A 22594-nucleotide genomic window follows, 5' to 3' on the forward strand; every position below is an offset into this window, starting at 1 on the left:
ATCCGGTCACCGGCTATGAATGCTGCGACGACAAGAAGGATTGCAGAGTCATCTTCCCGCTTTGGGCGACGGCTAGCCGCGGGCTTTTTCGTTTCCACTCGGAACTTCGCCCATCATAGCCTGTTGATTTGAGGCGGCTGGTTCTGCCAGTTCCGGCTGCTGACCAAGGCTCCAAAGCTTGGTCGACCTGTGTCCTCTAGCAAGTATGCAGGACGAAACCCGCCAGTGGTCCCCCTCGACCTCCTGGCGGGTTTTTCCATTTCGCCAAACCCGTGGAACATTCTTACCATTCGCTTCGTTTTTCTGGGTGATCGATCCTTGGGCGATCTCACTTAACAGGAGGAATTTGCTATGAACATGAAGATGATTTGCATGGCCGCGATGGCGCTTGCTATGACCACTGGTGCGGCGCTTTCGGCCGGCGGCACCACCTCGGCACTTGACGATCCGGCTAAGATGTCGCCGTTCTTCACCGATGCCGGCATGAAGACCATGAAGTCGGAAGCTGAATTCAAGGCCGCCTGGATGGCCATGAAGGAAGAAGACCGCGCCGGGATCATGAAAGAATGCGGCGATGAGGCGATCGCCAAGGAACACGACAATTTCTGCAAGATGACTAAGCAGCTCGGCGGCGCGAACTAATTTCGCCATCTCGTGGTTGTAAGTGAGAAAGCTCGCCACCGTGAGGTGGCGGGTTTTTTCAATTTGCCTGGAACCTCAATCGGCACCGGTGTTTGATCTGCGGCAGCGATGAAGAAATTGGCCAGATTTTCGAAGCCATCATGCAGGGGTCAGGCTAGGAACTCGGATGGCAAAGGGCTGGACTTTCCAAAGTTTGATCGACGGCAAGATGGCAGTCACTGCTCACTGCCAGACGGCGCCCTGTCATCATAGCCAACAACTCGACCTAGTGAAGCTCCGCGACCGCTTCGGCCCTGACACGCCGGCAATGGCCGACGACCTCATTCCCAACCTGAAATGCGCCAAATGCGGCGGCAAGAAAGTCGGGCTGATCTACACGCCTGACAGCAGCCCCAACGCCTACGGGAAGGCCAATGACGGGCGGTAGCTGACGGGCTAGTTAGTTCGGCTCTTTGATAAGCGGCTTTGTGCCTTTCGGCCGCTGATACTTCTTCACCAGTTCGACCGTGCTAGCCTCTACCGTGACGCGACCGAGCACCTGCACGGTGACGCGGTCCGTCTCCTCATCGACAAAGACGACATCGCCCACGAACCTCATCCTGTCGCCAGGCTTCGCCTTGGGATCTATGATCGAATAGGGATTGTTGGCAGTGAGGATGTGTAGGGTGACGCGATCATCAATGCGCTTGCCCACCGTGGCGGTGATCGCAACCCTGTCGCCGATATTGATTTCCCGTGCCATGCCGAGGATTCTGGCGCGTCCCGCTGCTTAGTCAAGGGGTGCTAATATACGGCTGAAACAAAAACCGGGTCGGATCGTTTTTAGTCTGCCAGAAGACCCCACTCTGGCTTGTCCAACTCCCACTGGCTTCGGCCGGCGGGCTTTTTCGTTCGCGCCCGGAACTTCGCTCGACCGGACATGTTAACTCTGCAGCAGCCAGCCCTTGAAACATTCCGGCTGCTGGCCAAGGGGGTGTTCTTGGTCGGCCCGTGCTACGTCTCGCAGGTGGTGCGGGCCTCTTCTATTCGCCTGATGACTTCGCCTTGCGCCGCCCTACGGCTGGGTAGAGTCAGCGCGAATGATCCAATCCAGCATTTCGGAATCCACCGCCTTTAGACCGGTAAATTCCCGGATCAATTGCGTGGCGTATTCCCGCCATCGTTCTTCGGGGATGCACTCTTCGATAACCGCCTTATGGAACGCACCCCTTAGGATTTCACAATCAAATGCCGAGACCCTATCGCCTGACATCGCAGCCTCCCGCTTCGATAGCTGCAAGCACTAAATCTCCCGACGTCCGCAATGCCGCTATTCGGTACGGACGAACTTGGGATTGTACGCCGCGCAGATATATTCGCGAGTCCTAAAAAGGTTGGCCGGCGCATAGGCGCTAGCGAGACAGCAAATAGGGCGCCGGCCAAAGCGGAAAGGTCCGCCGCGGCGACGGGGGCTGGATGGGCCTAAGCTTTCGCCTTCCGTTTGGCTGGCGCCTTGTTGACCGGAGCATCCTTGCGGCCAAGCCCACTAGCCTTGGCCAGAGCCGACCGAGTTGCGGCATAGTTCGGCGCTACCATGGGATAGTCGCGCGGCAAGCCCCATTTCGCCCGGTATTCGTCAGGGGTGAGTCCAAAATCCGTGTTGAGGTGTCGCTTCAGCGACTTGAATTTTTTTCCATCCTCTAGGCAGACAATGTAGTCCGGAAACACCGACTTCTTCGGATTGACGGCGGGCTGGGGCTCGGCAGACGCCGCTATGGGCTGCCTCAGGCCGGACAATGACTTGTGTACCGATGCGATAAGGTCCGGCAGACTGGCGGCTGGCAGTGGGTTTTTGCTCACATACGCAGAAACAACTTCGGCAGTGAGTTCCGCTAGTTCCGCTGCGTTGATGTCGGTTTCGTCGGTCATTTGTCGGTCCCCCTTGTTAGCTGACAAACAACCTATTTATTAGAGCATTCTTAAGTGCGCAACCGCACGCCTGGCCCGCCGTCGAGGTGTGCTCAGCCCGCCAGCGCGCGACCGACAGCGATGCCAATTCCAATTGCCAACCCGGCAGCCATTTTGCCCGCCAGATCGATAGCAATGGCGCCGACTGCCCCGCGCCAATCTGTGCGGCGGGGCAGCGCCAGTGCTTTTGAAAGTTCATCGAAAGTACGGTCGTGTTTCACGGACGTATCCCCTGTATCGCTCAGATACGTATGGATTCCACAAAACAACTGTGGAGTCCATACGGATTCAGCAAAATACTTCTAGGCGTTTTCGCCTACTATATCTTGACACCTAAGGCGTTATCGCCTTGGCGCGAAATTGCGTAAACACATTCTGCTTGTTCGAAAAATGCGAAAACGCCTAGTTTGCTTGACAAAAAATGTGAGGACGCCTAGCTGCATTATCGCACCAAAAATAAATATTTGAAGGTTGTTGCAAACCGCCCGATTCTCGGCCTATGCTGTTAGGCAAGGGTAAGGGGTTATCTACAAAAAGGTCGAAGCAGCGGCGGACCAAGATTTCCTCTTGGCCGGGGTGGCAGGCCATGTCCAAGGCCAGGCGCCCAAAAGCCTGCCAGCGATCTCCAGTCGCCTCTCTACCCCCGGCAGCCGGGATATTCCGGCGTATGGGCCTGGAGAGGCCAAACTGGAGAACTGAAATGAACGCTCTTATCGACATTGTCGCCGAACCGCCGCCTTCTGCAGAAACCTGGCAGTTCAAACTAGGCCAATGCATTTCACACAAAGACCAGATACTACCGTCGCTAGTTATGGGGCGGGTGCGAACGTCGATGGGCAGGGAAGTCTATGGCCTGCGGTCGTTTATGGATGTGGATCCATGCCGCGACCGCATGATACTAGCCGACAGCCTGGTCGACGTCGTACCGGGCAGCCCGCCATGCCTTAAGTGCCTTCTACATGAGACAGGGCTGTGTCCTGGCGATCGGCGGGACGACGCGGCACACTCCGAAAGGCAGTAGCGATGACCGTAGAGAAGGAAAACGTTCTGACGGCCATGGTGGTCACCTACGGAGATGCGTCGGATGCCCTTACAGCCATGGCGGATCATGTTCGATCGGGAATCGAAGCGGACCAAAGTGAGACGAGCAACAAGACGCAAGCAACTCTTACGATGACAGTTGAAGATTGGAATTCGCTGCTCAGCGTTATGGATGAGGCGGGCAAACAGTTTCGAGAGTTGGTCGATCTTATCGAACTGGGGGTTGTCACAACAGTAGGTGAGTAACCCCGACACCATCGCAAACGACAGAAGCCCGCCGCGAGGCGGGCTTCTGTTATGAGAAGGAACCAGTTCGCTCTTAAACCGTTGAAATTCCACAAGGGACAAGGCAACGGAAAGATAGAAGATCATGAACAAGACCCTCTCGGGCTTGCTGGCGGCCACATTGTCAGTTTCGTTCGCGGCGACGGCAGCTATGCCTGCAGGTGCCGCTCAGATGTTTACGCCGCAGGCGCCTTCGGCGTCGACGGACGTGCAGGCGGTCGACTACTACAGGCCGTGGATGAGGCATCGCAACTTCAACGGCGACCGCAATTTCTCGCGGAGCAACAGCGACGTTTACTGGAACGGCCATCGTGGCTCTCGCCACTACCGCCACGGCTATCGCCGCCACGGCGATTTCTGGTTCCCAGCTGGTGCCTTTATCGCCGGCGCACTGATCACGGGCGCTATCGCAAACAATCAGCATCGTGTCTACCGAGGTGGCGACGCACATGTGCAGTGGTGCTACGACCGCTACAGATCCTACCGCGCGTCTGACAATACGTACCAGCCGAACTATGGCCCCCGTCGGCAGTGCAACTCGCCCTACTGAGGTTTTTGACCAATAGAAGAACCCCGCTTCGGCGGGGTTTTTCATGAGTACCACTGCGCAAAGCATGCGCGGGAACTAAGCCCATCGAAGTGCGTTTCCCTTCCCATCAACTAAGGGAGGAAATCATGCTAAAAGGCGGACTACTCTGGCTCCTCGGAATCCCGATACCAATAATTATCATTCTGTGGCTTGTGGGATATTTGCACTAGCCACCGCAAAAACGACAAAAGCCCGCTTCGAGCGGGCTTTTCCTATTTGCTGAAGTTCGTCTGGCCGGTCGCCAAGCTCCGGGCTGCTTCCTCGATAGCATCACGGTCATTGCCCAACCTATCGATTAGGTCTTGGGCTTGGTCGCCCGTAATGCCGGTGCGCATTGCCAGAGCCTCCACGGTCAAGACGTCGGAACTTGCGGTCTCGACCCGCCGCGGCTTTCTCGTCTTGGCCGACAGCACTGTCGCTCCAATCGCGCTAGGATCCGTAAATGCCTGTTCGGTTTCCAACCGTTCCTCGATCTCGATTTCTGCCTCGGCCTGGTGCCAATGCTTCTCTGGGTCGCCATGCCTACGGCCTTCGCGATCCCAAATTTCATATGCTCGCTGCTGAATTCTTTGGTGCCGATCGTCGCCCATGATGAAACCTCCCGTGATGGTTTTGTTCAACGCGGAGAAGGGCGGAATGATCCATACGACTGGTGATTGGGATGGTTGAGGTGTGACGGCGGCAAGAAACGGGGGAGCTTCATCATTCGCTTGCTATGAGGGAAGCGCAGAATGTCCGCCGTCACCCAGCATTAAGCGTCTCGCAGTCGGTAAGTTCCACAGCTTTCGCGAATCTCCCGTCGGCGGATTTTTTGTCTGCTCCCCTGCTCTCTCGTGCGCCATTTGTGCGCCAACGAATCCCGGTTAATCCCCGGAAACGCTAGGAAAAGCCCAGAAATGTTGGTAATTCTGGTAAACGACATTGGCGCACAAAATGTTGTCGTATTTTCCGCTAAGTGCTTGAAATCATTGGTGAGCGCGATGGGATTCGAACCCATGACCTACTGATTAAAAGTCAGTTGCTCTACCGGCTGAGCTACGCGCTCCCGCGGGCTCGAAAAAGCTGCCCTCGAAATTGCGCGGAACATAGGGAGAGTGCTGCGACCGGTCAACCGGAAAAAGATGGCTTGCAAGCCAGGCTTTTTTGCTGTCGTCCGAGATCTTGCGATCCGCCTCGGCGCAGGGGCCAGACGACCAGTTTACAGCAATCGAAGAATGGCTCTCCGTCAGAAATTGGGCTGGAGAAACATTACAAATCAGTAACTTACCGTTTGCGCGGAACCATCGCATCGCCGGGCCGTTTCCTCCTCACAAGGGACGTCAACCACCCTTTCAAGGAGACGATCATGAACAAGACCCTCTCGGGCTTGCTGGCGGCCACATTGTCAGTTTCGTTCGCGGCATCGGCTGTGATGCCTGCCGGCGCCACCCAGATGTTCACGCCGCAGGCGCCTTCGGCGTCGTCGGATGTGCAGGCGGTCGACTACAAGCCGTGGATGAAGCATCGCAACTTCAACGGCAACCGCAATTTCTCACGCAACAACAGCGACATCTACTGGAACGGCCATCGCGGCTCTCGTGAATATCATCGCGGCTATCGCCGCCACGGCGATTTCTGGTTCCCGGCTGGCGCCTTCATTGCCGGCGCGTTGATTACCGGCGCGATCATCAACAACAACCAGAACCGTGTCTATCATGGCGATTCGCATGTGCAGTGGTGCTATGACCGCTACCGGTCCTACCGCGCGTCGGACAACACTTTTCAGCCGAACTACGGTCCTCGGCAGGAGTGCAATTCGCCTTACTGAGTCTGGGCAGAGTTGAGCAGACGTTGATGAAGCCCGCGCCGGCGACGGCGCGGGTTTTCAGTGTGTGCTCAGCGTTCTGCGCACCGCGTCACGCCAGCCTGCGAGCTTGGCGGACCGAACCGCGGCCTCCATATCCGGCTTGAACCGCCGCTCGAGCGCCCAGCTCCTCGCGAACTCCTTTGCCTTCGGCCATACGCCGGCCTTTGAGCCAGCCAGCCATGCGGCGCCCAGCGCCGTCGTCTCCAAAATGGTCGGCCGGTCGACCGGCGCATCGAGGATGTCGGCCAGCCTTTGCATGGTCCAGTCGGAGGCAACCATGCCGCCATCGACCCTGAGCACGGTTTTTGCCGAAGCGCCCTTCCAGTCCTTGCGCATGGCGTCGAGCAGGTCGCGCGTCTGGTAGGCGACTGATTCCAATGCGGCGCGGGCAAATTCGGCCGGGCCGGAATTGCGGGTTAGCCCAAAAATGGCGCCGCGCGCCTCGGCGTCCCAGTGCGGCGCGCCAAGCCCGACGAAGGCCGGCACCAGATAGACGTTTTGCGTCGGGTCGGCGGTCGCCGCCAGCACGCCGCTTTGCTCGGCCTTGCCGATCACCTTGATGCCGTCGCGCAGCCACTGCACCGCGGCACCGGCGATGAAGATCGAGCCTTCCAGCGCATAGGTGGTCTTGCCGTTCAGCCGGTAGGCGATGGTCGTCAAAAGCCGGTTCTTCGAACGCACCAGATCGCTGCCGGTGTTGAGCAGGGCAAAACAGCCGGTGCCATAGGTGGATTTCATCATGCCTGGCTCGAAGCAGGCCTGGCCGATGGTCGCCGCATGCTGGTCACCGGCGACGCCCAAAATCCTGATCTCGGCGCCGAAAAGGCTTTTCTCCGTCACGCCATAGTCGTCGGCGCAGTCCTTCACCTCAGGCAGCATTTTTTCCGGTATGTTGAGGATGCCCAGCAACTCCTCGTCCCAGACATTTTTCTCGATGTTGTAGACCAGGGTGCGCGAGGCGTTGGTGGCGTCGGTGGCGTGAACCTTGCCGCCAGTCAGGCGCCAGATCAGAAAACTGTCGATGGTGCCGGCGAGCAACTCGCCCTTCTCGGCGCGTTTCCTGGCGCCCTTCACCTTGTCCAGCACCCAGGCGATCTTGGTGCCGGAGAAATAGGGATCGAGCAGCAGGCCGGTCTTTTTGGTGAATTTCTTCTCGAGCCCTTGCTTCTTCAACTTCTGGCACAGCGGCGCGGTGCGCCGGTCCTGCCAGACGATCGCATTGTGGATCGGCTTGCCGGTGGCCTTGTCCCAGATGACGACGGTCTCGCGCTGGTTGGTGATGCCGATCGCGGCCACATCGGAGGCGTCACCGCCGGCATTCTTCAGCGCCGCCTTCACCGTCGTTACGACGCTCGACCAGATCTCTTCGGGGTCATGCTCGACCCAGCCCGAGGCCGGATAGTGCTGGGTGAATTCCTTCTGCCCGCTGCCCACAACCTTCATCGTGTCGTCGAACAGGATCGCTCGGCTCGATGTCGTGCCCTGGTCGATGGCTAGGATGTATTTGGTCAAGTTCGGCGATCCTATTTAATCTCAAGTCGGCCTTGATGAAGGTTGAGCCCAAACGGAGCAACGCTAATAGACAGGTCTGCCAGCTTCTCACCCGCATCCAACGCTTTGGAAACTGCAGCCGCATAGCTGGATGCTTTTGCGACAGTTTGAACGGCGGACACAGGCAGCTGCTCACGTGCGAGACTGTCATATACCGGTCGAACAACCGGATGCTTGGCTACTTCAAAACTATAGGACCGGCCATGCCGGTCGCTCAGCACGTACTCAAAGTTCCTGGGAGCGGAGAGCTTTCTCAAAGCATGTTCCGCAATGATCTCTGGAACGAGTTCATAGGCCAGCCGCAAGTCGGGATTCTGCAGCACTTGCTTCAATCGATCCGAGGCAAATTCTGTCGTGGCTTCGCTTTCTTGCCCATATTCTGACAGGTGCAGCCCGATCAGTTCGAGAGCGATATCCGCTGTGAACAGCGGCTCGCCGTTCTCTCCTATTGTGGCTGGAACCCAGCGCTCAGCACGCCGAAAAAGCGAGAAAATCACCGGCCGCTCCGAAACGTTTGCCGGGGCACGGTGCCCCGGCAAACAGTAGTTGCAGAATTTTACTTCTGCCAGCTCTTCACCAGTTCGTCGTAGTTGATGGTGATCGGCTTTTCCTTCTCGTTCTCGATCTTCAGCTGAGGAGCGAGATTGCCCTTGGCGACCGCGTCGGCGTTCCAGAAAGCAAGATCATGCTCTTCGGCCATCTTCGGGCCGATATCGCCCTGGACGCCCGACTTTTCGATACGGCTCATGACCTTTTCCTGTTCGCCGCAGAGCGAGTCCATCGCCTCCTGCGCCGTCTTGGCGCCCGACGATGCATCGCCGATCGCCTGCCACCAAAGCTGTGCCAGCTTCGGATAGTCAGGCACGTTGGTGCCGGTCGGCGACCACTGGACACGGGCCGGCGAGCGGTAGAACTCGATCAGGCCGCCGAGTTTCGGAGCGCGCTCGGTGAAGCTCTTGTCGTGGATCGTGCTCTCGCGGATGAAGGTCAGGCCGACATGGCTCTTCTTCACGTCGACGGTCTTCGACGTCACGAACTGCGCGTAAAGCCAGGCGGCCTTGGCGCGGTCGGTCGGCGTCGACTTCATCAGCGTCCAGGAACCCACGTCCTGGTAGCCGAGCTTCATGCCGTCCTTCCAGTAGACGCCGTGCGGCGACGGCGCCATGCGCCACTTCGGCGTGCCGTCGTCGTTCATCACAGCCTTGGCGCCGGCGTCGACCATCGAGGCGGTGAAGGCGGTGTACCAGAAGATCTGCTGAGCAACCGCACCTTGCGCCGGCACCGGGCCGGATTCGGAGAAGGTCATGCCCTGTGCCTCGGCCGGAGCGTAGGCCTTCAGCCAGTCGAGATACTTCTGGATCGAGTAGACGGCAGCCGGGCCGTTGGTGTCGCCGCCGCGCGCCGTGCAGGAGCCGACAGGACGCGAGTTCTCGTCGACCTTGATGCCCCATTCGTCGACCGGCAGACCGTTCGGGATGCCCTTGTCGCCGTTGCCGGCCATCGACAGCCAGGCATCGGTGAACCGCCAGCCGAGCGACGGGTCCTTCTTGCCGTAGTCCATGTGGCCGTAGACCTTCTTGCCGTCGATCTCGCGGCCGGTGAAGAACTCGGCGATGTCCTCATAGGCAGACCAGTTGACCGGCACGCCGAGGTCGTAGCCGTACTTGGCCTTGAAGTCGGCCTTGTTCTTCTCGTCGTTGAACCAGTCGTAGCGGAACCAATAGAGGTTGGCGAACTGCTGGTCGGGAAGCTGGTAGAGCTTCTTGTCCGGCGCCGTGGTGAAGGAGGTGCCGATGAAGTCCTTGAGGTCGAGGTTTGGGTTGGTGACATCCTTGCCGTCGCCCGCCATCCAGTCGGTCAGGTTGCGCACCTGCTGGTAGCGCCAGTGCGTGCCGATCAGGTCGGAATCGTTGACCCAGCCGTCATAGAGGTTCTGGCCGGTCTGCATCTGGGTCTGGATCTTCTCGACGACGTCGCCTTCCTGGATGACGTCATGCGTGACCTTGATGCCGGTGATGGCGGTAAAGGCCGGCGCCAGCACCTGCGATTCATACTGGTGGGTGGCGATGGTTTCGGAGACGACCTTGATGTCCATGCCGGCGAAGGGTTTCGCGGCATCGATGAACCATTGCATTTCGGCTTCCTGGCCGGCGCGGTCGAGCGTCGACAGCGGGCCGATCTCCTTGTCCAGGAACGCTTTGGCCTCGTCCATTCCGGCGTAGGCATTGCCTACCCCGAGCAACAGGACAAGGGCAGTCGTTGATGTTAAAAATTGCCGTCGCATTTCGTTTCCTCCACTTTACAGGTTTCAAGTGCGATCTGGAGCGGTCGCCGGCACGCGGCCGCTCCAACAGTTTCCCCCTCTATACGTAGCGGAACACGCCAATGGCGTAGACCACGGAGAGAGCGAGAGCCCACCACAGGTTGGATCCGACAAGACCCAACCAAGCGAGATGGATAAAGGCGCTGCCAAGCAGCGAAAGGAAAAGACGGTCGCCGCGCGTCGTCTCGAAACGCAGCACGCCGACGCGCGGATTGCCGCCCGGCGAGGCATATTCCCAGGCCGCCATGCCGCACAGCAGCAGAAAGATGGTGCCAAAGAACGCCGCCGTCGGCCACGTCCATGCCATCCAGGAGAGGTCGAGGTTCATGGTCACACCCTCCCCAGGGCAAAGCCCTTGGCGATATAATTGCGGACAAACCAGATGACGAGCGCGCCAGGGATCAGCGTCAGCACGCCGGCGGCGGCGAGAAGGCCCCAATCCATGCCGGCGGCCGAAACCGTACGGGTCATGGTGGCGGCGATCGGCTTGGCATCTGTCGTCGTCAGCGTGCGAGCGATCAGCAGTTCCACCCACGAGAACATGAAGCAGAAAAAGCAGGCGACGCCGATGCCGCTGGCAATCAGCGGCATGAAGATCCTGACGAAGAAGCGTGGGAACGAATAGCCGTCGATATAGGCGGTCTCGTCGATTTCCTTCGGAACGCCCGACATGAAGCCTTCCAGTATCCACACCGCCAGCGGCACGTTGAACAGGCAATGCGCCAGTGCCACCGCAATGTGCGTGTCGATCAGGCCGAAGGCCGAATAGAGCTGGAAGAACGGCAGCGCAAACACCGCCGGCGGCGCCATGCGGTTGGTCAACAGCCAGAAGAACAGATGTTTGTCGCCGAGGAAGCGATAGCGCGAGAAGGCATAGGCCGCCGGCAGCGCCACGGAGACCGAAATCACCATGTTCATCACCACATAGGTGATCGAGTTGATGTAGCCCGAATACCAGGACGCGTCGGTGAAGATGGTGACGTAGTTGGCGATCGTAGGCGCGTGCGGATAGAGCGTCAGCGACGAGACGATCTCGGCATTGGTCTTGAAGCTCATGTTGATGAGCCAGTAGATCGGCAGCAACAGCACGATGATGTAGACCGTCGGCACGATCCACCACCAGCGCGATTCCTCACCGCGCCGGCGCATCAGCCGCGCGATCTGGTCCTGCGACATGGCGCTGGCCAGTGCTTCCGAAGCCGTCGTTTCGCTCACTCTGTCCTGCCTCGTGGTTCTTTCGTTGGCGCCGCTCATCTCAGCGCTCCGCGTCGTAGTTGGTCATCACGGTGTAGAACACCCATGACAGCAGAAGGACGATGAGGAAGTAGACCAGCGACATGGCAGCCGCCGGACCGAGATCGAACTGGCCGAGCGCTGTCTTGACGAGGTCGATCGACAGGAACGTCGTCGAGTTGCCCGGGCCGCCGCCGGTGACCACGAAGGGCTCCGTGTAGATCATGAAACTGTCCATGAAGCGCAGCAGCACGGCGATCAAAAGCACGCGGTTCATCTTCGGCAGCTGGATGTAGCGGAACACCGCCCAGCGCGAGGCGCCGTCGATCTTGGCCGCCTGGTAGAAGGCATCCGGAATGGAGACCAGGCCGGCGTAGCAGAGCAGCACGACGAGGCTGGTCCAGTGCCAGACATCCATGACGATGACGGTGACCCAGGCGTCGAACGGATCCTGCACATAGTTGTAGTCGATGCCGAGCGCGTTGACGTAGTAGCCGAGCAGGCCGATGTCGTTGCGCCCGAACACCTGCCAGATGGTGCCGACGACATTCCACGGAATCAGCAGCGGCAGCGCCATCAGCACCAGGCAGACCGGCACGCCCCAGCCCTTCTTCGGCATGTTGAGCGCGATGAAGATGCCGAGCGGCACTTCGATGGCCAGGATGATGAAGGAGAAGATCAGGTTGCGGACCATCGCTTCCCAGAAGCGGCTGGACGAGAGCAGTTCCTCGAACCACTCCGTGCCCGCCCAGAAAAAGACGTTGTTGCCGAATGTGTCCTGCACCGAATAGTTGACGACCGTCATCAGTGGAATGACCGCCGAGAACGCCACAAGCACCAGCACCGGCAGCACCAGGAACCAGGCCTTGTTGTTCCAGGTCTTGTCCATCTATGCCCCCATCTCGACGCGCCAGGAATCGGCATAGATGTTGATGCCGGCCGGGTCGAAGCGCACCTTTGGATCGGCCGGCACGTTCTCGTCCTCGCCGATGACGGCCGCGATCTCGCGGCCTTCCAGGTTGGCGCGAACCACCTTGTGGCGGCCGAGATCCTCGACCTTGCTGATCGAGACAGCCATGCCCTGGCTGCCCAGCCGCACATATTCAGGACGGATGCCGAGCTCGATGGCGCCGCTGCCGGCCTTTGGCGCGCCCGGCAGGTCGATGCGCTGCGAGCCGAGTTTCGCCGTCTTGCCGTCGATGGCCACCGGCATGACGTTCATGCCGGGCGAACCGATGAAATAGCCGACGAAGGTGTGGCGAGGACGTTCGAACAGTTCAGCCGGCGTGCCGATCTGCACGATCTCGCCATCATACATGACGACGACGCGGTCGGCGAAGGTCAGCGCTTCGGTCTGGTCGTGCGTGACATAGACCATGGTGTAGCCGAAGCGGCGGTGCAGCTGCTTCAGCTGCGAGCGCAGCACCCATTTCATGTGCGGGTCGATAACGGTCAGCGGCTCGTCGAACAGGATGGCGTTGACATCCGCGCGCACCAGCCCGCGGCCAAGCGAGATTTTCTGCTTCTGGTCGGCGGTCAGCCCGCGCGCCTTCTTCTTCGCCCAGGAGGCGAGATCGATCATCTCCAGCGTCTCGCGCACCTTGCGGTCGACATCGGCTTCCGGCACGCCGCGGTTGCGCAGCGGGAAGGCCAGATTGTCGTAGACGGTCATGGTGTCGTAGATGACCGGGAACTGGAACACCTGCGCGATGTTGCGTTCCTGCGTCGACAGGTTGGTCACGTCCTTGCCGTTGAACAGCAGCTGGCCGTGCGAGGGATGCAGCAATCCCGAAATGATGTTGAGCAGCGTGGTCTTGCCGCAGCCCGAGGGGCCGAGCAGCGCATAGGCGCCGCCATCCTCGAAGGTGTGGTGCACTTCCTTCAGCGCAAAATCGGCATCCTTCTGCGGGTTGGGCAGGTAGGAGTGGCGGATGTGGTTGACGTCGATGCGCGCCATCTCTTTGCTCCTAAGCCGCCAGCTTCGACGCGGTCACGGCGCGGCCGTGCTCGTCGAAAACCATGATGTGGCGCGGATCGATGAATACCTCGACCACCTCGTCGGGCTCGAAATGCCTGATACCATGGGTCAGCATGACCCAGCGCGCATCGGCGAAGTCGAGATGGATGAAGCTCTCCGACCCGGTGATCTCGGTGATGGTGACCTTCGCCCGCACCGGCACGGCAGCCGCATTGGGCCGTTCGAGCGACAAATGATGTGGCTGAAAGCCGATCGTGTAGACGGCATCGGCAATGCCGGCGAGTTCGACCGGCACCGGCAGGTTGACGCCACCCTCGAGCAGGAAATCGCGGCCCTTCTTGGCCAGCACGATGGTGTTGAGCGGCGGATCGGAAAAGGTCCTGGCCGTCACCAGATCGGCCGGCTTGCGGAACACTTCGATGGTCGGGCCGAACTGGGTGATCTTGCCTTGCGAAAGCGTCGCCGTGTTGCCGCCGAGCAGCAAGGCTTCGTGCGGCTCGGTGGTGGCGTAAACAAAGATGGTGCCGGCGGCGGCGAAAATCTTCGGCAGTTCGGCGCGCAGTTCCTCGCGCAGCTTGTAGTCGAGATTGGCGAGCGGCTCGTCGAGCAGCACCAGGCTGGCGTTCTTGACGATGGCGCGGGCGAGCGCGGTGCGCTGCTGCTGGCCGCCTGAGAGGCTGAGCGGCGTGCGGTCGAGATAGGGCGTCAGCTTGAGCAAGTTAGCGGCATTGCGGACTTCCTTGTCGATCTTTGCCTGATCGGTGCCGGCCACGCGCAGCGGCGAGGCGATGTTCTCGTAGACCGTCATCGCCGGATAGTTGATGAACTGCTGGTAGACCATGGCGATCTTGCGCTTTTGCACCGGCACGCCGGTGACATCCTGGCCATCGAACCAGATCGAGCCGGAGGTCGGTACGTCGAGGCCGGCCATCAGCCGCATCAGGCTGGTCTTGCCGGAAAGCGTCGGTCCGAGCAGAACGTTGAGCGAGCCGTGCTGAAGCGTCAGCGACACATCGCGGATATGCTCCGACGCGCCGACCGTCTTCGTCACGTTTCTCAGTTCCAGCATGATGCCTCCTCCCAGGCTTTCTGCATCAGTCGTTCCCCCTTATTCGGCAGCGGCGACATGACGCCGGCTTATTCCATGCATGAATTCGTCAAGTGCCGCCGCCTGCTCGCGGCTGAGATGCAGGCCGCGCTTGGTCCGGCGCCACAATACATCTTCGGCGGTGACAGCCCATTCGTTTTGAACGAGATAGCGCACCTCGGCCTCATAGAGATCGGCGCCGAAGTTGCGGCCAAGATCGGCATTCGACTTGGCGAGCCCCAGCAGCATCCTGGCGCGGGTGCCGTAGAGCCGGGTCAGCCGGCGGGCGAGCCGCGCGTCGAGGAACGGATAAGCAGTTTTCAGTTTTGCCACTTCGGCGTCGAAACCGGTGGCCGGAAAATCGCCGCCCGGCAGCGATGCGTTGGCAGTCCAAGGCTTGCCGCGCTTGCCGAGGAAACCCTCGATCTTTTCCAGCATCGATTCCGACAACCGGCGATAGGTGGTGATCTTGCCGCCGAAGGCGTTGACGATCGGGGCAGCGCCCTCGCCGCCATCGGCCTTCAGCACATAGTCGCGGGTCGCTTCCTGCGCCTTCGAGGCGCCGTCATCATAGAGCGGGCGCACGGCCGAGTAGGTCCAGACGATGTCCGAACGCTTGACGGGCTGCGCGAAATACTCGCTCGCCGCAGCGCACAAATAGTCGATCTCGGTGTCGCTGATTTTCACGTCATGCGGGTCGCCGGGATAGTCCTGGTCGGTGGTGCCGATCAGGGTGAACTCCTCCTCGTAAGGAATGGCGAAAATGATGCGGCCATCCTTGTTCTGGAAGAAATAAGCGCGCGGATCGTCGAATTTCTTGGCAATGACGATATGGCTGCCCTGGACGAGGCGGACATTGTGCACATCGTTCAGGCCGACGGTGGCGGACAGGACGTGATCGACCCACGGACCGGCGGCGTTGACCAGCAGCCGGGCCTTGACCTCTTCGGCCTCGCCGGTCTGGACGTTCTCCAGCCTGATCGCCCACAGGTCACCCTCACGGCGCGCGCCAACGACTTTCGTTCGAGTTCGGATTGTTGCGCCACGATCGGCGGCGTCGCGGGCGTTCAACGCCACCAGGCGCGCGTCGTTGACCCAGCCATCCGAATATTCAAAAGCTTTTGTGAACAATGGCTTCAACGGCTTGCCAGCCGGATCCCTGGCCATGTCCAGGGTCCTGGTCGCCGGCAGCAATTTGCGGCCACCGATGTGGTCGTAGAGGAAAAGGCCGAGCCGGATCAGCCACGCCGGGCGCAGGCCCTTGGCGTAAGGCAGGACGAAGCGCATCGGCCAGATGATGTGCGGCGCGTTGCGCCACAGAACCTCGCGTTCCATCAGCGCTTCGCGCACCAGACGGAACTCATAGAACTCGAGATAGCGCAGGCCGCCGTGGATCAGTTTGGTCGAGCCGGAAGAGGTTCCGCTGGCCAGATCGTTCATCTCGGCAAGGAAGACCGAAAAGCCGCGTCCGACGGCATCGCGGGCAATGCCGCAGCCGTTGATACCGCCACCGATGACGAAAATGTCATGGATCGGGGATGCGTCCACAAAATCCTCCCGCGATTTCGCATTGCAGCATTTTTAGGTTTTTACGAAACCGTATCGGGATTATTTCGAAATAGGAACGAATGTCAAACGAAATGTCACGGACCCGTGATCGGCGTTCTCGGGAGCCTCTATCCGAGCGATGTCTCGATCAACTGAACCTCGGCTTCCTCGCAGATCTTGCGCACCGACGGGATGTCGCAACGGTCGGTGATGAAGGTGTTGACCTGCGACAGATGGCCGATGCGAACCGGCGCCGTGCGCTCGAATTTGGTCTGGTCGGAAACCAGGATGACATGCCTGGCATTGGCGATGATGGCTTGCGCGACCTTGACCTCGCGAAAATCGAAGTCGAGCAGCGCACCGTCATGATCGATGGCCGAGGCGCCGATGACCGCGTAGTCGACCTTGAACTGCCTGATGAAATCGACGGCCGCCTCGCCGACAACGCCGCCGTCGGAGCCGCGAACGACACCGCCGGCGATCACCACCTCGATCGAAGGATATATGCGCATCCTGTTGGCAACATTGATGTTATTGGTGATGACCATCAGACCGTTATGATCAAGCAGCGCCTTGCTGACCGATTCGGTCGTGGTGCCGATGTTGATGAACAAAGAGGCGTTGTCGGGGATCAGCCTGGCCGCCGCACGGCCGATCGCTTCCTTCTCCTCGGCGGCGATCTTGCGCCGCGCCTCATACTCCATGTTCTCGATGCCGGACGGGAACAGCGCCCCGCCATGGATGCGTGAAAGCAGCCGCTGGTCGCACAGATCGTTGAGATCCTTGCGGATGGTCTGCGGCGTCACGTTGAAATGCGTGGCCAGATCGTCAACCAGCACGCGGCCATGGTCCTTGGCCATCTGGATGATTTCGGCGTGCCGTGGCGACAGATACATTGAGTGGCCTCCCGTTTTCGTTTTTCTTGTCTATAGCTTAAAACGAAAGCGATGAAAAGGCATAAGCCGGCTAATGAAAATCACATGATTGCAAAGGCAAACCCCGGCGCAACTCAAAACGGGCTGGATCAGGCCAGGCCGCGGGCAATTTCGGTGACGACATTGAAAGCCGCATCGACATCCGCGGCGGTCGTCTCGAATTGCCCGACCTGAAAGCGGATCGCCACCTGCCCGTGCACCCTTGTCTGCGTCAGATAGATGCGGCCGTCGTCGTTGATCGCGTTGACCAAGCGAAGGTTGTGTTCGTCAGCATCGACGCCCGCGGCCGCCCTGTGCCGGAACGAGAACAGCGACAGCATTGGTTCGGATACGATCTCGAAATCCGCCTCCTTTGCCAGCCGCGCGGCAAGGCCTTCGCTCCAGGCGACATGGTTGCGGATCATCCGGCGCAGGCCTTCCAGCCCATGGGCGCGCAGCAGGAACCACAGTTTCAGGGCGCGGAAGCGCCGGCCGAGCGGCACCGTCCATTCGGAATAGTTGATGATGCCGTCATGGCCGTGGGTTTTCAGATAGTCCGGCTTGATGGCCAGGGTCCTGACGTGACTTTCGGGATCGCGCAGGAACTGGATCGAGCAGTCGAACTGCGCGCCGAGCCATTTGTGTGGATTGAAGACGATCGAATCGGCCTCGTCGACGCCGGTCCAGAAATGCCGGTATTCCGGACAGATCATCGCCGATCCGGCCCAGGCGGCATCGACATGCAGATAGAGCCCGTGCCGCTTCGCCACCGCTGCGACAGCGGCAATATCGTCAGTGCCGCCTGTGCTGGTGCCACCGACGCAGGCGATGATGCCGGCCGGCAGCATGCCGGCCTCCCGGTCGGCGACGATTGCCGCCTCGAGTGCTGCGGTGTCCATGGCGCGGAAGCGGCCGGCAACCGGAATGCGGACAAGATTGTCCTCGCCGATGCCGGAGACCCAGATCGCCCGATCAATCGAAGTGTGAACCTGGTCGGAGGAATAGATGCGCAGCCTCGCCTGCCCATTCAAGCCTCTTTTGTTGCCCTGCCAGTCGAGTGCGCGCTCGCGCATGGTGAGCACGGCGGCCAGCGTCGCCGACGACGCCGAATCCTGGATGACGCCGGAGAACCCGTCGGGCAGGCCGAGCGCCTGGCGCATCCAGTCGACGGTGCGCGTCTCGAGCTCGGTCGCCGCCGGCGAGGTCTGCCACAGCATGCATTGCGCGGCCATGGCCGAGACCAGATATTCGGCCACCACCGAGACAGGTGCCGCATTGGCCGGGAAATAGGCGAAGAAGCGCGGATGCTGCCAGTGCGTCATGCCGGGCAGGATTTTTTGCTCGAAGTCGGCGAAGATCGCCTCCATCGGCTCCGCCGCTTCAGGCGGCGACGCCTCGATGCTTCTGAAAATGTCGCCCGGCACAAGCAGGGGCCGCACGGGCCGTTCGCGCAGCGTATCGCGATAGTCGGCGCCCCAATCGGCGGCGCGCCTCGACCATTGCCGGAAATCATCATTGTTCATGGCATCTCCTTTCCGGGAATCGGTCAAGCGCCGGCATTCGCCGTGGAAAGCGCGCTCAATTCCATTTGCTTAACATGTGAATTACATCTTCGCAACAGCGCGAAGACGAACGCCGCCTATCCCGGAAAATCGGGCAGGCTGGCAAAGGCCGCCTTCAGCGCGCTCGACCAGCCATCCGAGATGGTGCGGTAGTACTGGTCGTCCTGGCCGATGCGCTTCTTCAGGCTGACCCTGAAGGCGTCCTTCTCGTAGAACAAAAGATCGAGCGGCAGGCCGACAGACAGGTTCGACTTCAGCGTCGAGTCGAACGACACCAGCAGCAGCTTCACCGTCTCTGCCAGGCTCATCGTCTTTTCATAGGCGCGGATGATGATCGGCTTGCCGTATTTGGTCTCGCCGATCTGGAAGAACGGCGTGTCGTCGGTCGATTCGATGAAATTGCCTTCGGGGTAGATCATGAACAGGCGCGGCGCGCTGCCCTTGATCTGGCCGCCAAGGATGAACGAGGCATTGAAGTAGGAATCCGCCTTCTCGCCGGCCGGCGACGAACTGGCGATGACTTCCTTGACGGTGTCGCCGACCAGCCGCACCGTCTGGTACATGGAGGGTGTCTCCAAGAGCGTGGCGTGGCGATCCGCCACTGCCTTGGTACGCTCGTCGAGCAGGCTGACCACGGCTTGCGTCGTTGCCAGATTGCCGGCCGACATCAGCACGATGACGCGCTCGCCCGGTTCCTCCCAGATATGCATCTTCTTGAAGGTGGAGATCGAATCCATGCCGGCATTGGTGCGCGTGTCCGACATGAACACGAGCCCGCGATCGATCTTCAGGCCGACACAATAGGTCATGGAATCTCTTTTGGCAGCAATCTTGCCGGAACTACTGCTCTACCGTGACCGTGACCGCAAGCTGTTCTTCCGCCTGTCCCAGTCGAATTCCCGATACCGGCGTGGCATCTCGGTAATCGCGGCCCGTTGCCACCTTTACATAGCGTTCGTCGGGCGAGATGCCATTGGCGACATCGAAGGCGACCCAGCCGAGGCCGGAAACATGCGCCTCGCTCCAGGCATGGCTGGCCGCCTGTTCGATTGTCGCATCCATCATCAGATAGCCGCTGATGTAGCGGGCCGGGAAACCCATGGCGCGCGCCGCGGCGGCAAAGATATGACTGTGGTCCTGGCAAACGCCGGTCTTCAGCGCCAGGGCCTCCTCAGCCGGCGTCGCCGCATTGGTGGTTCCCGGCGTATAGGCGACGCGCTCGGAGATGATGGCCATCAGCCGGTGCAGCCTTTCAATATCGGTGCCCTTGCCGACGGAAGCTGCAAGGTCGCGAATGCCGCTGCCGATCACCGTCAACGGCGTTTCATGGCCATACAGCCAGAGTGGCGTAAAACCCTGATGCGGCCCGGAGACGCCTGCCGTGTCGCGCGTCACCACTTCGCCTGACGCTTCGACGGTGATGAAATCGCGCTCGCCTTCGACGCTCAACAGCCTTGTGTCGTTGCCGAAATGGTCGACGAAGCGCACCTCTTCGCGCGCGCCTTCGGTCTTCAGCCCCCAAGACAAAACGGTCTGCGTCGAGCCGCTGACCGGCAACAGCCGCAGCCGCTGCAGCAGATATTGCACCGGCGCATCGTAGCGGTATTCGGTCCGGTGGGTGATTTTCAAACGCATATCAGTTGAACCGGTAATCCTGTGCGATCTCGTCGCCGAGCCTGGTGTTTTCTTGAATGAACCTGGCCAGGAATTCGTGCAGGCCGGTGTCGAATATGTCCTTGATCGACCCTGCCTTCAGCATGGCCTGGGTTTTCTCCGCCGTCGCATGGCAGGCATGGCGTTCGCCATAGTCGTCGCCGAGGAATTTCAGATGCTCGGCCAGAAAACGATAGCAGAACATCAGCGAGCGCGGCATGCGCACATTGAGGATCAGATAGTCGGCGATGTTTGTCGGCTTGTAGTCCGCCTCGTAGACCCAGCGGTAGGAGCGGTGCGCCGACACCGAGCGCAGGATCGATTCCCATTGATAGTTGTCGAGCGTCGACCCGACCCAGGAAATCGACGGCAGCAACACATAGTATTTAACGTCGAGGATGCGTGCCGTGTTGTCGGCGCGCTCGACATAGGTGCCGAGCTGCGAGAAATCGAAGATCTCGTTGCGCAGCATGGTGCCGTAGAAAGAGCCGCGGATCAGCGCCGTCTCGCGCTTGATGGCGTCGAGTACGGTGGGCAGGTCGCGCTCATCAATCGGCTTGGCCAGCATCCGCTTCAGCGACATCCAGGCTTCGTTGATGCTTTCCCAGGTTTCGCGCGTCAGCGCGGTGCGCACCATGCGGGCATTGTTGCGGGCCGTCTCGATCGCCGACATCGTGCTCGACGGGTTCGAGGTGTCGCGCAGCAAAAAGTCGGCGACGTTGGCCGCGGTATAGTCCTGATACTTCTGAGTGAAGGCGACATCAGAGCCCGCGCTGAGCAAAACCGAATTCCACTCTTCCGAAGCGCTCTGCGTGCGGGTCAGCGCCATGCGCAAGCCGGCATCGACGAGCCGCGCCATATTCTCGGCCCGCTCGATGTAGCGGTTCATCCAATAGAGCCCGTTTGCGGTACGGCCTAAAAGCATCAAAAATCCTTCAGGTGAAAATCAGTCATCGAGCACCCAGGTGTCTTTGGTCCCGCCGCCTTGCGAGGAATTGACGACGAGCGAGCCTTCCTTCAGCGCAACGCGGGTCAATCCGCCGGGCACGATCTGGATGCGGTCGGAAACCAGCACATAAGGCCTCAGATCGACATGCCGCGGCGCCAGCCCCTTGTCGGTCAAGATCGGGCAGGTCGACAGGGCCAGCGTCGGCTGGGCGATGTAGTTGGACGGTTTTGCCGCGAGTTTCTTGGCAAAATCCTCGCATTCCTTCTTGGTCGCCGCCGGCCCGACCAGCATGCCGTAGCCGCCGGAGCCGTGGACTTCCTTGATGACCAGCTCGTCAATGTGTTCGAGCACGTATTTCAGGCTGTCCGGTTCCGAGCAGCGCCAGGTCGGGATGTTGCCGAGGATCGCCTTGCGGCCGGTGTAGAATTCGACGATCTCGGGCATGTAGGAGTAGATCGCCTTGTCGTCGGCAATGCCGGTACCCGGCGCGTTGGCGATGGTGATGTTGCCGGCGCGGTAGACATCCATGATGCCCGGCACGCCAAGGGCTGAGTCCGGGCGGAAGGTCAGCGGATCGAGGAACGAATCGTCGACGCGGCGGTAAAGCACGTCGATCTGCTTGTAGCCTTCGGTCGTGCGCATGGCGACATGGCCGTCGACGACGCGCAGATCCTGCCCTTCGACAAGCTGCACACCCATCTGGTCGGCAAGGAAGGCGTGTTCGAAATAGGCGGAGTTGAAGCTGCCCGGGGTCAGCACGGCAATGGTCGGCGTGCCCTTGGTGCTTTGCGGCCGCACCGCCGCCAGCGACTGGCGCAGCAACTGCGGATAGTTCTCCACCGGCCGCACTTTGATCTGCTGGAACAGCTCGGGGAAGAGCTGCATCATCGTCTCGCGGTTCTCCAGCATGTAGGAGACGCCGGACGGCGTGCGCGCATTGTCCTCCAGCACGTAGAATTCGTTCTCCGAGATGCGGACGATGTCGACGCCGATGATATGGGTGTAGACGCCGGCCGGAGGCCGCACGCCAATCATCTCGGGCAGAAACGCCTCGTTCTTGGCGATCAGTTCCTTCGGCACGCGGCCGGCGCGCAGGATTTCCTGGCGATGGTAGATGTCGTCGAGGAAGGCGTTCAGCGCCTGCACGCGCTGCTCGATGCCTTGCGTCAGCCGTCGCCACTCATTGCCGGAGATGATGCGGGGAACGATGTCGAAGGGAATCAGCCGCTCGGAGGCTTCCTGCTCGCCATAGACGGCAAAGGTAATGCCGGTCTTGCGGAAGACGCGCTCGGCATCCTGCATCTTTTCGGTAAGCCTGGCCGGATCCTGCTCCTTCAGCCAGCGGTCATAAGCCGTATACGGTTTTCTCAATCCGGAAACTTCCGGAAGCATTTCATCGAACGCTGCCAATCGCGTACTCCCCTGTGACGCCATTTCACTGGCGTC

General features: G+C 60.2%; 24 protein-coding genes and 1 tRNA gene. 5 read left to right on the top strand and 20 right to left on the bottom strand.

The features are described 5' to 3' along the window. The first annotated feature begins 351 nt into the window (after window positions 1-351). Entirely contained in the window at window positions 352-642 is a 291-nt protein-coding gene (locus tag AC1DXU_RS14345; protein WP_477369408.1) for a hypothetical protein, read from the top strand. 166 nt (window positions 643-808) lie between these two features. Next, complete coding sequence (locus tag AC1DXU_RS14350) at window positions 809-1069, top strand: hypothetical protein (protein WP_477369410.1); 261 nt, start codon at window positions 809-811, stop codon at window positions 1067-1069. Window positions 1070-1081: 12 nt separating this feature from the next. Here the strand turns inward: AC1DXU_RS14350 and AC1DXU_RS14355 are convergent, their stop codons facing one another. From AC1DXU_RS14355 to AC1DXU_RS14365, 3 genes are all read right to left on the bottom strand, one after another. Then, the gene (locus tag AC1DXU_RS14355) at window positions 1082-1384 is read right to left on the bottom strand and encodes a hypothetical protein (RefSeq protein WP_477369412.1); all 303 of its coding nucleotides are present in this window, start codon (window positions 1382-1384) and stop codon (window positions 1082-1084) included. A 719-nt stretch (window positions 1385-2103) separates the two neighbouring features. Next, window positions 2104-2550 (bottom strand): Ros/MucR family transcriptional regulator, encoded by a 447-nt coding sequence (locus tag AC1DXU_RS14360; protein WP_477369414.1) that lies wholly within the window; start codon window positions 2548-2550, stop codon window positions 2104-2106. A gap of 92 nt (window positions 2551-2642) precedes the next feature. Continuing rightward, complete coding sequence (locus AC1DXU_RS14365) at window positions 2643-2810, bottom strand: hypothetical protein (RefSeq protein WP_477369416.1); 168 nt, start codon at window positions 2808-2810, stop codon at window positions 2643-2645. Between the two features lie 802 nt (window positions 2811-3612). Between AC1DXU_RS14365 and AC1DXU_RS14370 the strand changes: the two genes are divergently transcribed. Next, window positions 3613-3876, top strand: a complete 264-nt coding sequence (locus AC1DXU_RS14370; protein WP_477369418.1) for a hypothetical protein — start codon at window positions 3613-3615, stop codon at window positions 3874-3876. A gap of 124 nt (window positions 3877-4000) precedes the next feature. Continuing rightward, window positions 4001-4465: a BA14K family protein gene (locus AC1DXU_RS14375; protein ID WP_477369420.1), complete on the top strand. Its 465-nt coding sequence runs from the start codon at window positions 4001-4003 to the stop codon at window positions 4463-4465. Window positions 4466-4716: 251 nt separating this feature from the next. Here AC1DXU_RS14375 and AC1DXU_RS14380 read toward each other — a convergent pair whose 3' ends face one another. Further along, window positions 4717-5094 carry a DUF2934 domain-containing protein gene (locus AC1DXU_RS14380; RefSeq protein WP_477369422.1) on the bottom strand — a complete coding sequence of 126 codons (378 nt, stop codon included), beginning with the start codon at window positions 5092-5094 and terminating at the stop codon, window positions 4717-4719. Window positions 5095-5473: 379 nt separating this feature from the next. Continuing rightward, a tRNA-Lys gene (locus tag AC1DXU_RS14385) sits at window positions 5474-5549 on the bottom strand. 300 nt (window positions 5550-5849) lie between these two features. On the opposite strand from AC1DXU_RS14385, the gene AC1DXU_RS14390 reads away from it, so the two are divergent. Further along, the gene (locus AC1DXU_RS14390; protein ID WP_477369424.1) at window positions 5850-6311 is read left to right on the top strand and encodes a BA14K family protein; all 462 of its coding nucleotides are present in this window, start codon (window positions 5850-5852) and stop codon (window positions 6309-6311) included. Window positions 6312-6368: 57 nt separating this feature from the next. Here AC1DXU_RS14390 and glpK read toward each other — a convergent pair whose 3' ends face one another. From glpK to AC1DXU_RS14465, 15 genes are all read right to left on the bottom strand, one after another. Then, window positions 6369-7862, bottom strand: a complete 1494-nt coding sequence (gene glpK, locus AC1DXU_RS14395; RefSeq protein ID WP_477369426.1) for a glycerol kinase GlpK — start codon at window positions 7860-7862, stop codon at window positions 6369-6371. An 11-nt stretch (window positions 7863-7873) separates the two neighbouring features. Continuing rightward, window positions 7874-8398, bottom strand: coding sequence for a hypothetical protein (locus AC1DXU_RS14400; protein WP_477369428.1), 525 nt, complete (start codon window positions 8396-8398; stop codon window positions 7874-7876). Between the two features lie 59 nt (window positions 8399-8457). Further along, window positions 8458-10185: an ABC transporter substrate-binding protein gene (locus AC1DXU_RS14405; protein WP_477369430.1), complete on the bottom strand. Its 1728-nt coding sequence runs from the start codon at window positions 10183-10185 to the stop codon at window positions 8458-8460. 79 nt (window positions 10186-10264) lie between these two features. Beyond that, a complete protein-coding gene (locus AC1DXU_RS14410; RefSeq protein ID WP_477369432.1) occupies window positions 10265-10552 on the bottom strand; it encodes a DUF2160 domain-containing protein in 288 nt (95 codons plus the stop codon). Between the two features lie 2 nt (window positions 10553-10554). Further along, on the bottom strand, window positions 10555-11478 hold the full coding sequence (locus tag AC1DXU_RS14415; RefSeq protein ID WP_477317713.1) for a carbohydrate ABC transporter permease: 924 nt from the start codon (window positions 11476-11478) through the stop codon (window positions 10555-10557). 1 nt (window position 11479) lies between these two features. Then, window positions 11480-12346, bottom strand: coding sequence for a carbohydrate ABC transporter permease (locus AC1DXU_RS14420; protein WP_477243070.1), 867 nt, complete (start codon window positions 12344-12346; stop codon window positions 11480-11482). Next, window positions 12347-13414, bottom strand: coding sequence for an ABC transporter ATP-binding protein (locus tag AC1DXU_RS14425; RefSeq protein WP_477369434.1), 1068 nt, complete (start codon window positions 13412-13414; stop codon window positions 12347-12349). Between the two features lie 10 nt (window positions 13415-13424). Then, window positions 13425-14504: an ABC transporter ATP-binding protein gene (locus tag AC1DXU_RS14430; RefSeq protein ID WP_477369436.1), complete on the bottom strand. Its 1080-nt coding sequence runs from the start codon at window positions 14502-14504 to the stop codon at window positions 13425-13427. Window positions 14505-14543: 39 nt separating this feature from the next. Then, a complete protein-coding gene (gene glpD / locus AC1DXU_RS14435; protein WP_477369438.1) occupies window positions 14544-16070 on the bottom strand; it encodes a glycerol-3-phosphate dehydrogenase in 1527 nt (508 codons plus the stop codon). A gap of 128 nt (window positions 16071-16198) precedes the next feature. Then, complete coding sequence (locus AC1DXU_RS14440) at window positions 16199-16966, bottom strand: DeoR/GlpR family DNA-binding transcription regulator (protein WP_477317705.1); 768 nt, start codon at window positions 16964-16966, stop codon at window positions 16199-16201. A 128-nt stretch (window positions 16967-17094) separates the two neighbouring features. Continuing rightward, entirely contained in the window at window positions 17095-18507 is a 1413-nt protein-coding gene (locus tag AC1DXU_RS14445; RefSeq protein WP_477369440.1) for a pyridoxal phosphate-dependent decarboxylase family protein, read from the bottom strand. A 116-nt stretch (window positions 18508-18623) separates the two neighbouring features. After that, window positions 18624-19355, bottom strand: coding sequence for a proteasome-type protease (locus tag AC1DXU_RS14450; protein WP_477369442.1), 732 nt, complete (start codon window positions 19353-19355; stop codon window positions 18624-18626). Window positions 19356-19386: 31 nt separating this feature from the next. Then, window positions 19387-20181, bottom strand: coding sequence for a transglutaminase family protein (locus AC1DXU_RS14455; RefSeq protein WP_477369444.1), 795 nt, complete (start codon window positions 20179-20181; stop codon window positions 19387-19389). A 1-nt stretch (window position 20182) separates the two neighbouring features. After that, window positions 20183-21124 carry an alpha-E domain-containing protein gene (locus AC1DXU_RS14460; RefSeq protein ID WP_477317700.1) on the bottom strand — a complete coding sequence of 314 codons (942 nt, stop codon included), beginning with the start codon at window positions 21122-21124 and terminating at the stop codon, window positions 20183-20185. Between the two features lie 21 nt (window positions 21125-21145). Beyond that, entirely contained in the window at window positions 21146-22558 is a 1413-nt protein-coding gene (locus tag AC1DXU_RS14465) for a circularly permuted type 2 ATP-grasp protein (RefSeq protein ID WP_477269558.1), read from the bottom strand. Window positions 22559-22594: the final 36 nt, after the last annotated feature.

This window comes from Mesorhizobium sp. P3_A10 (assembly GCF_056403175.1).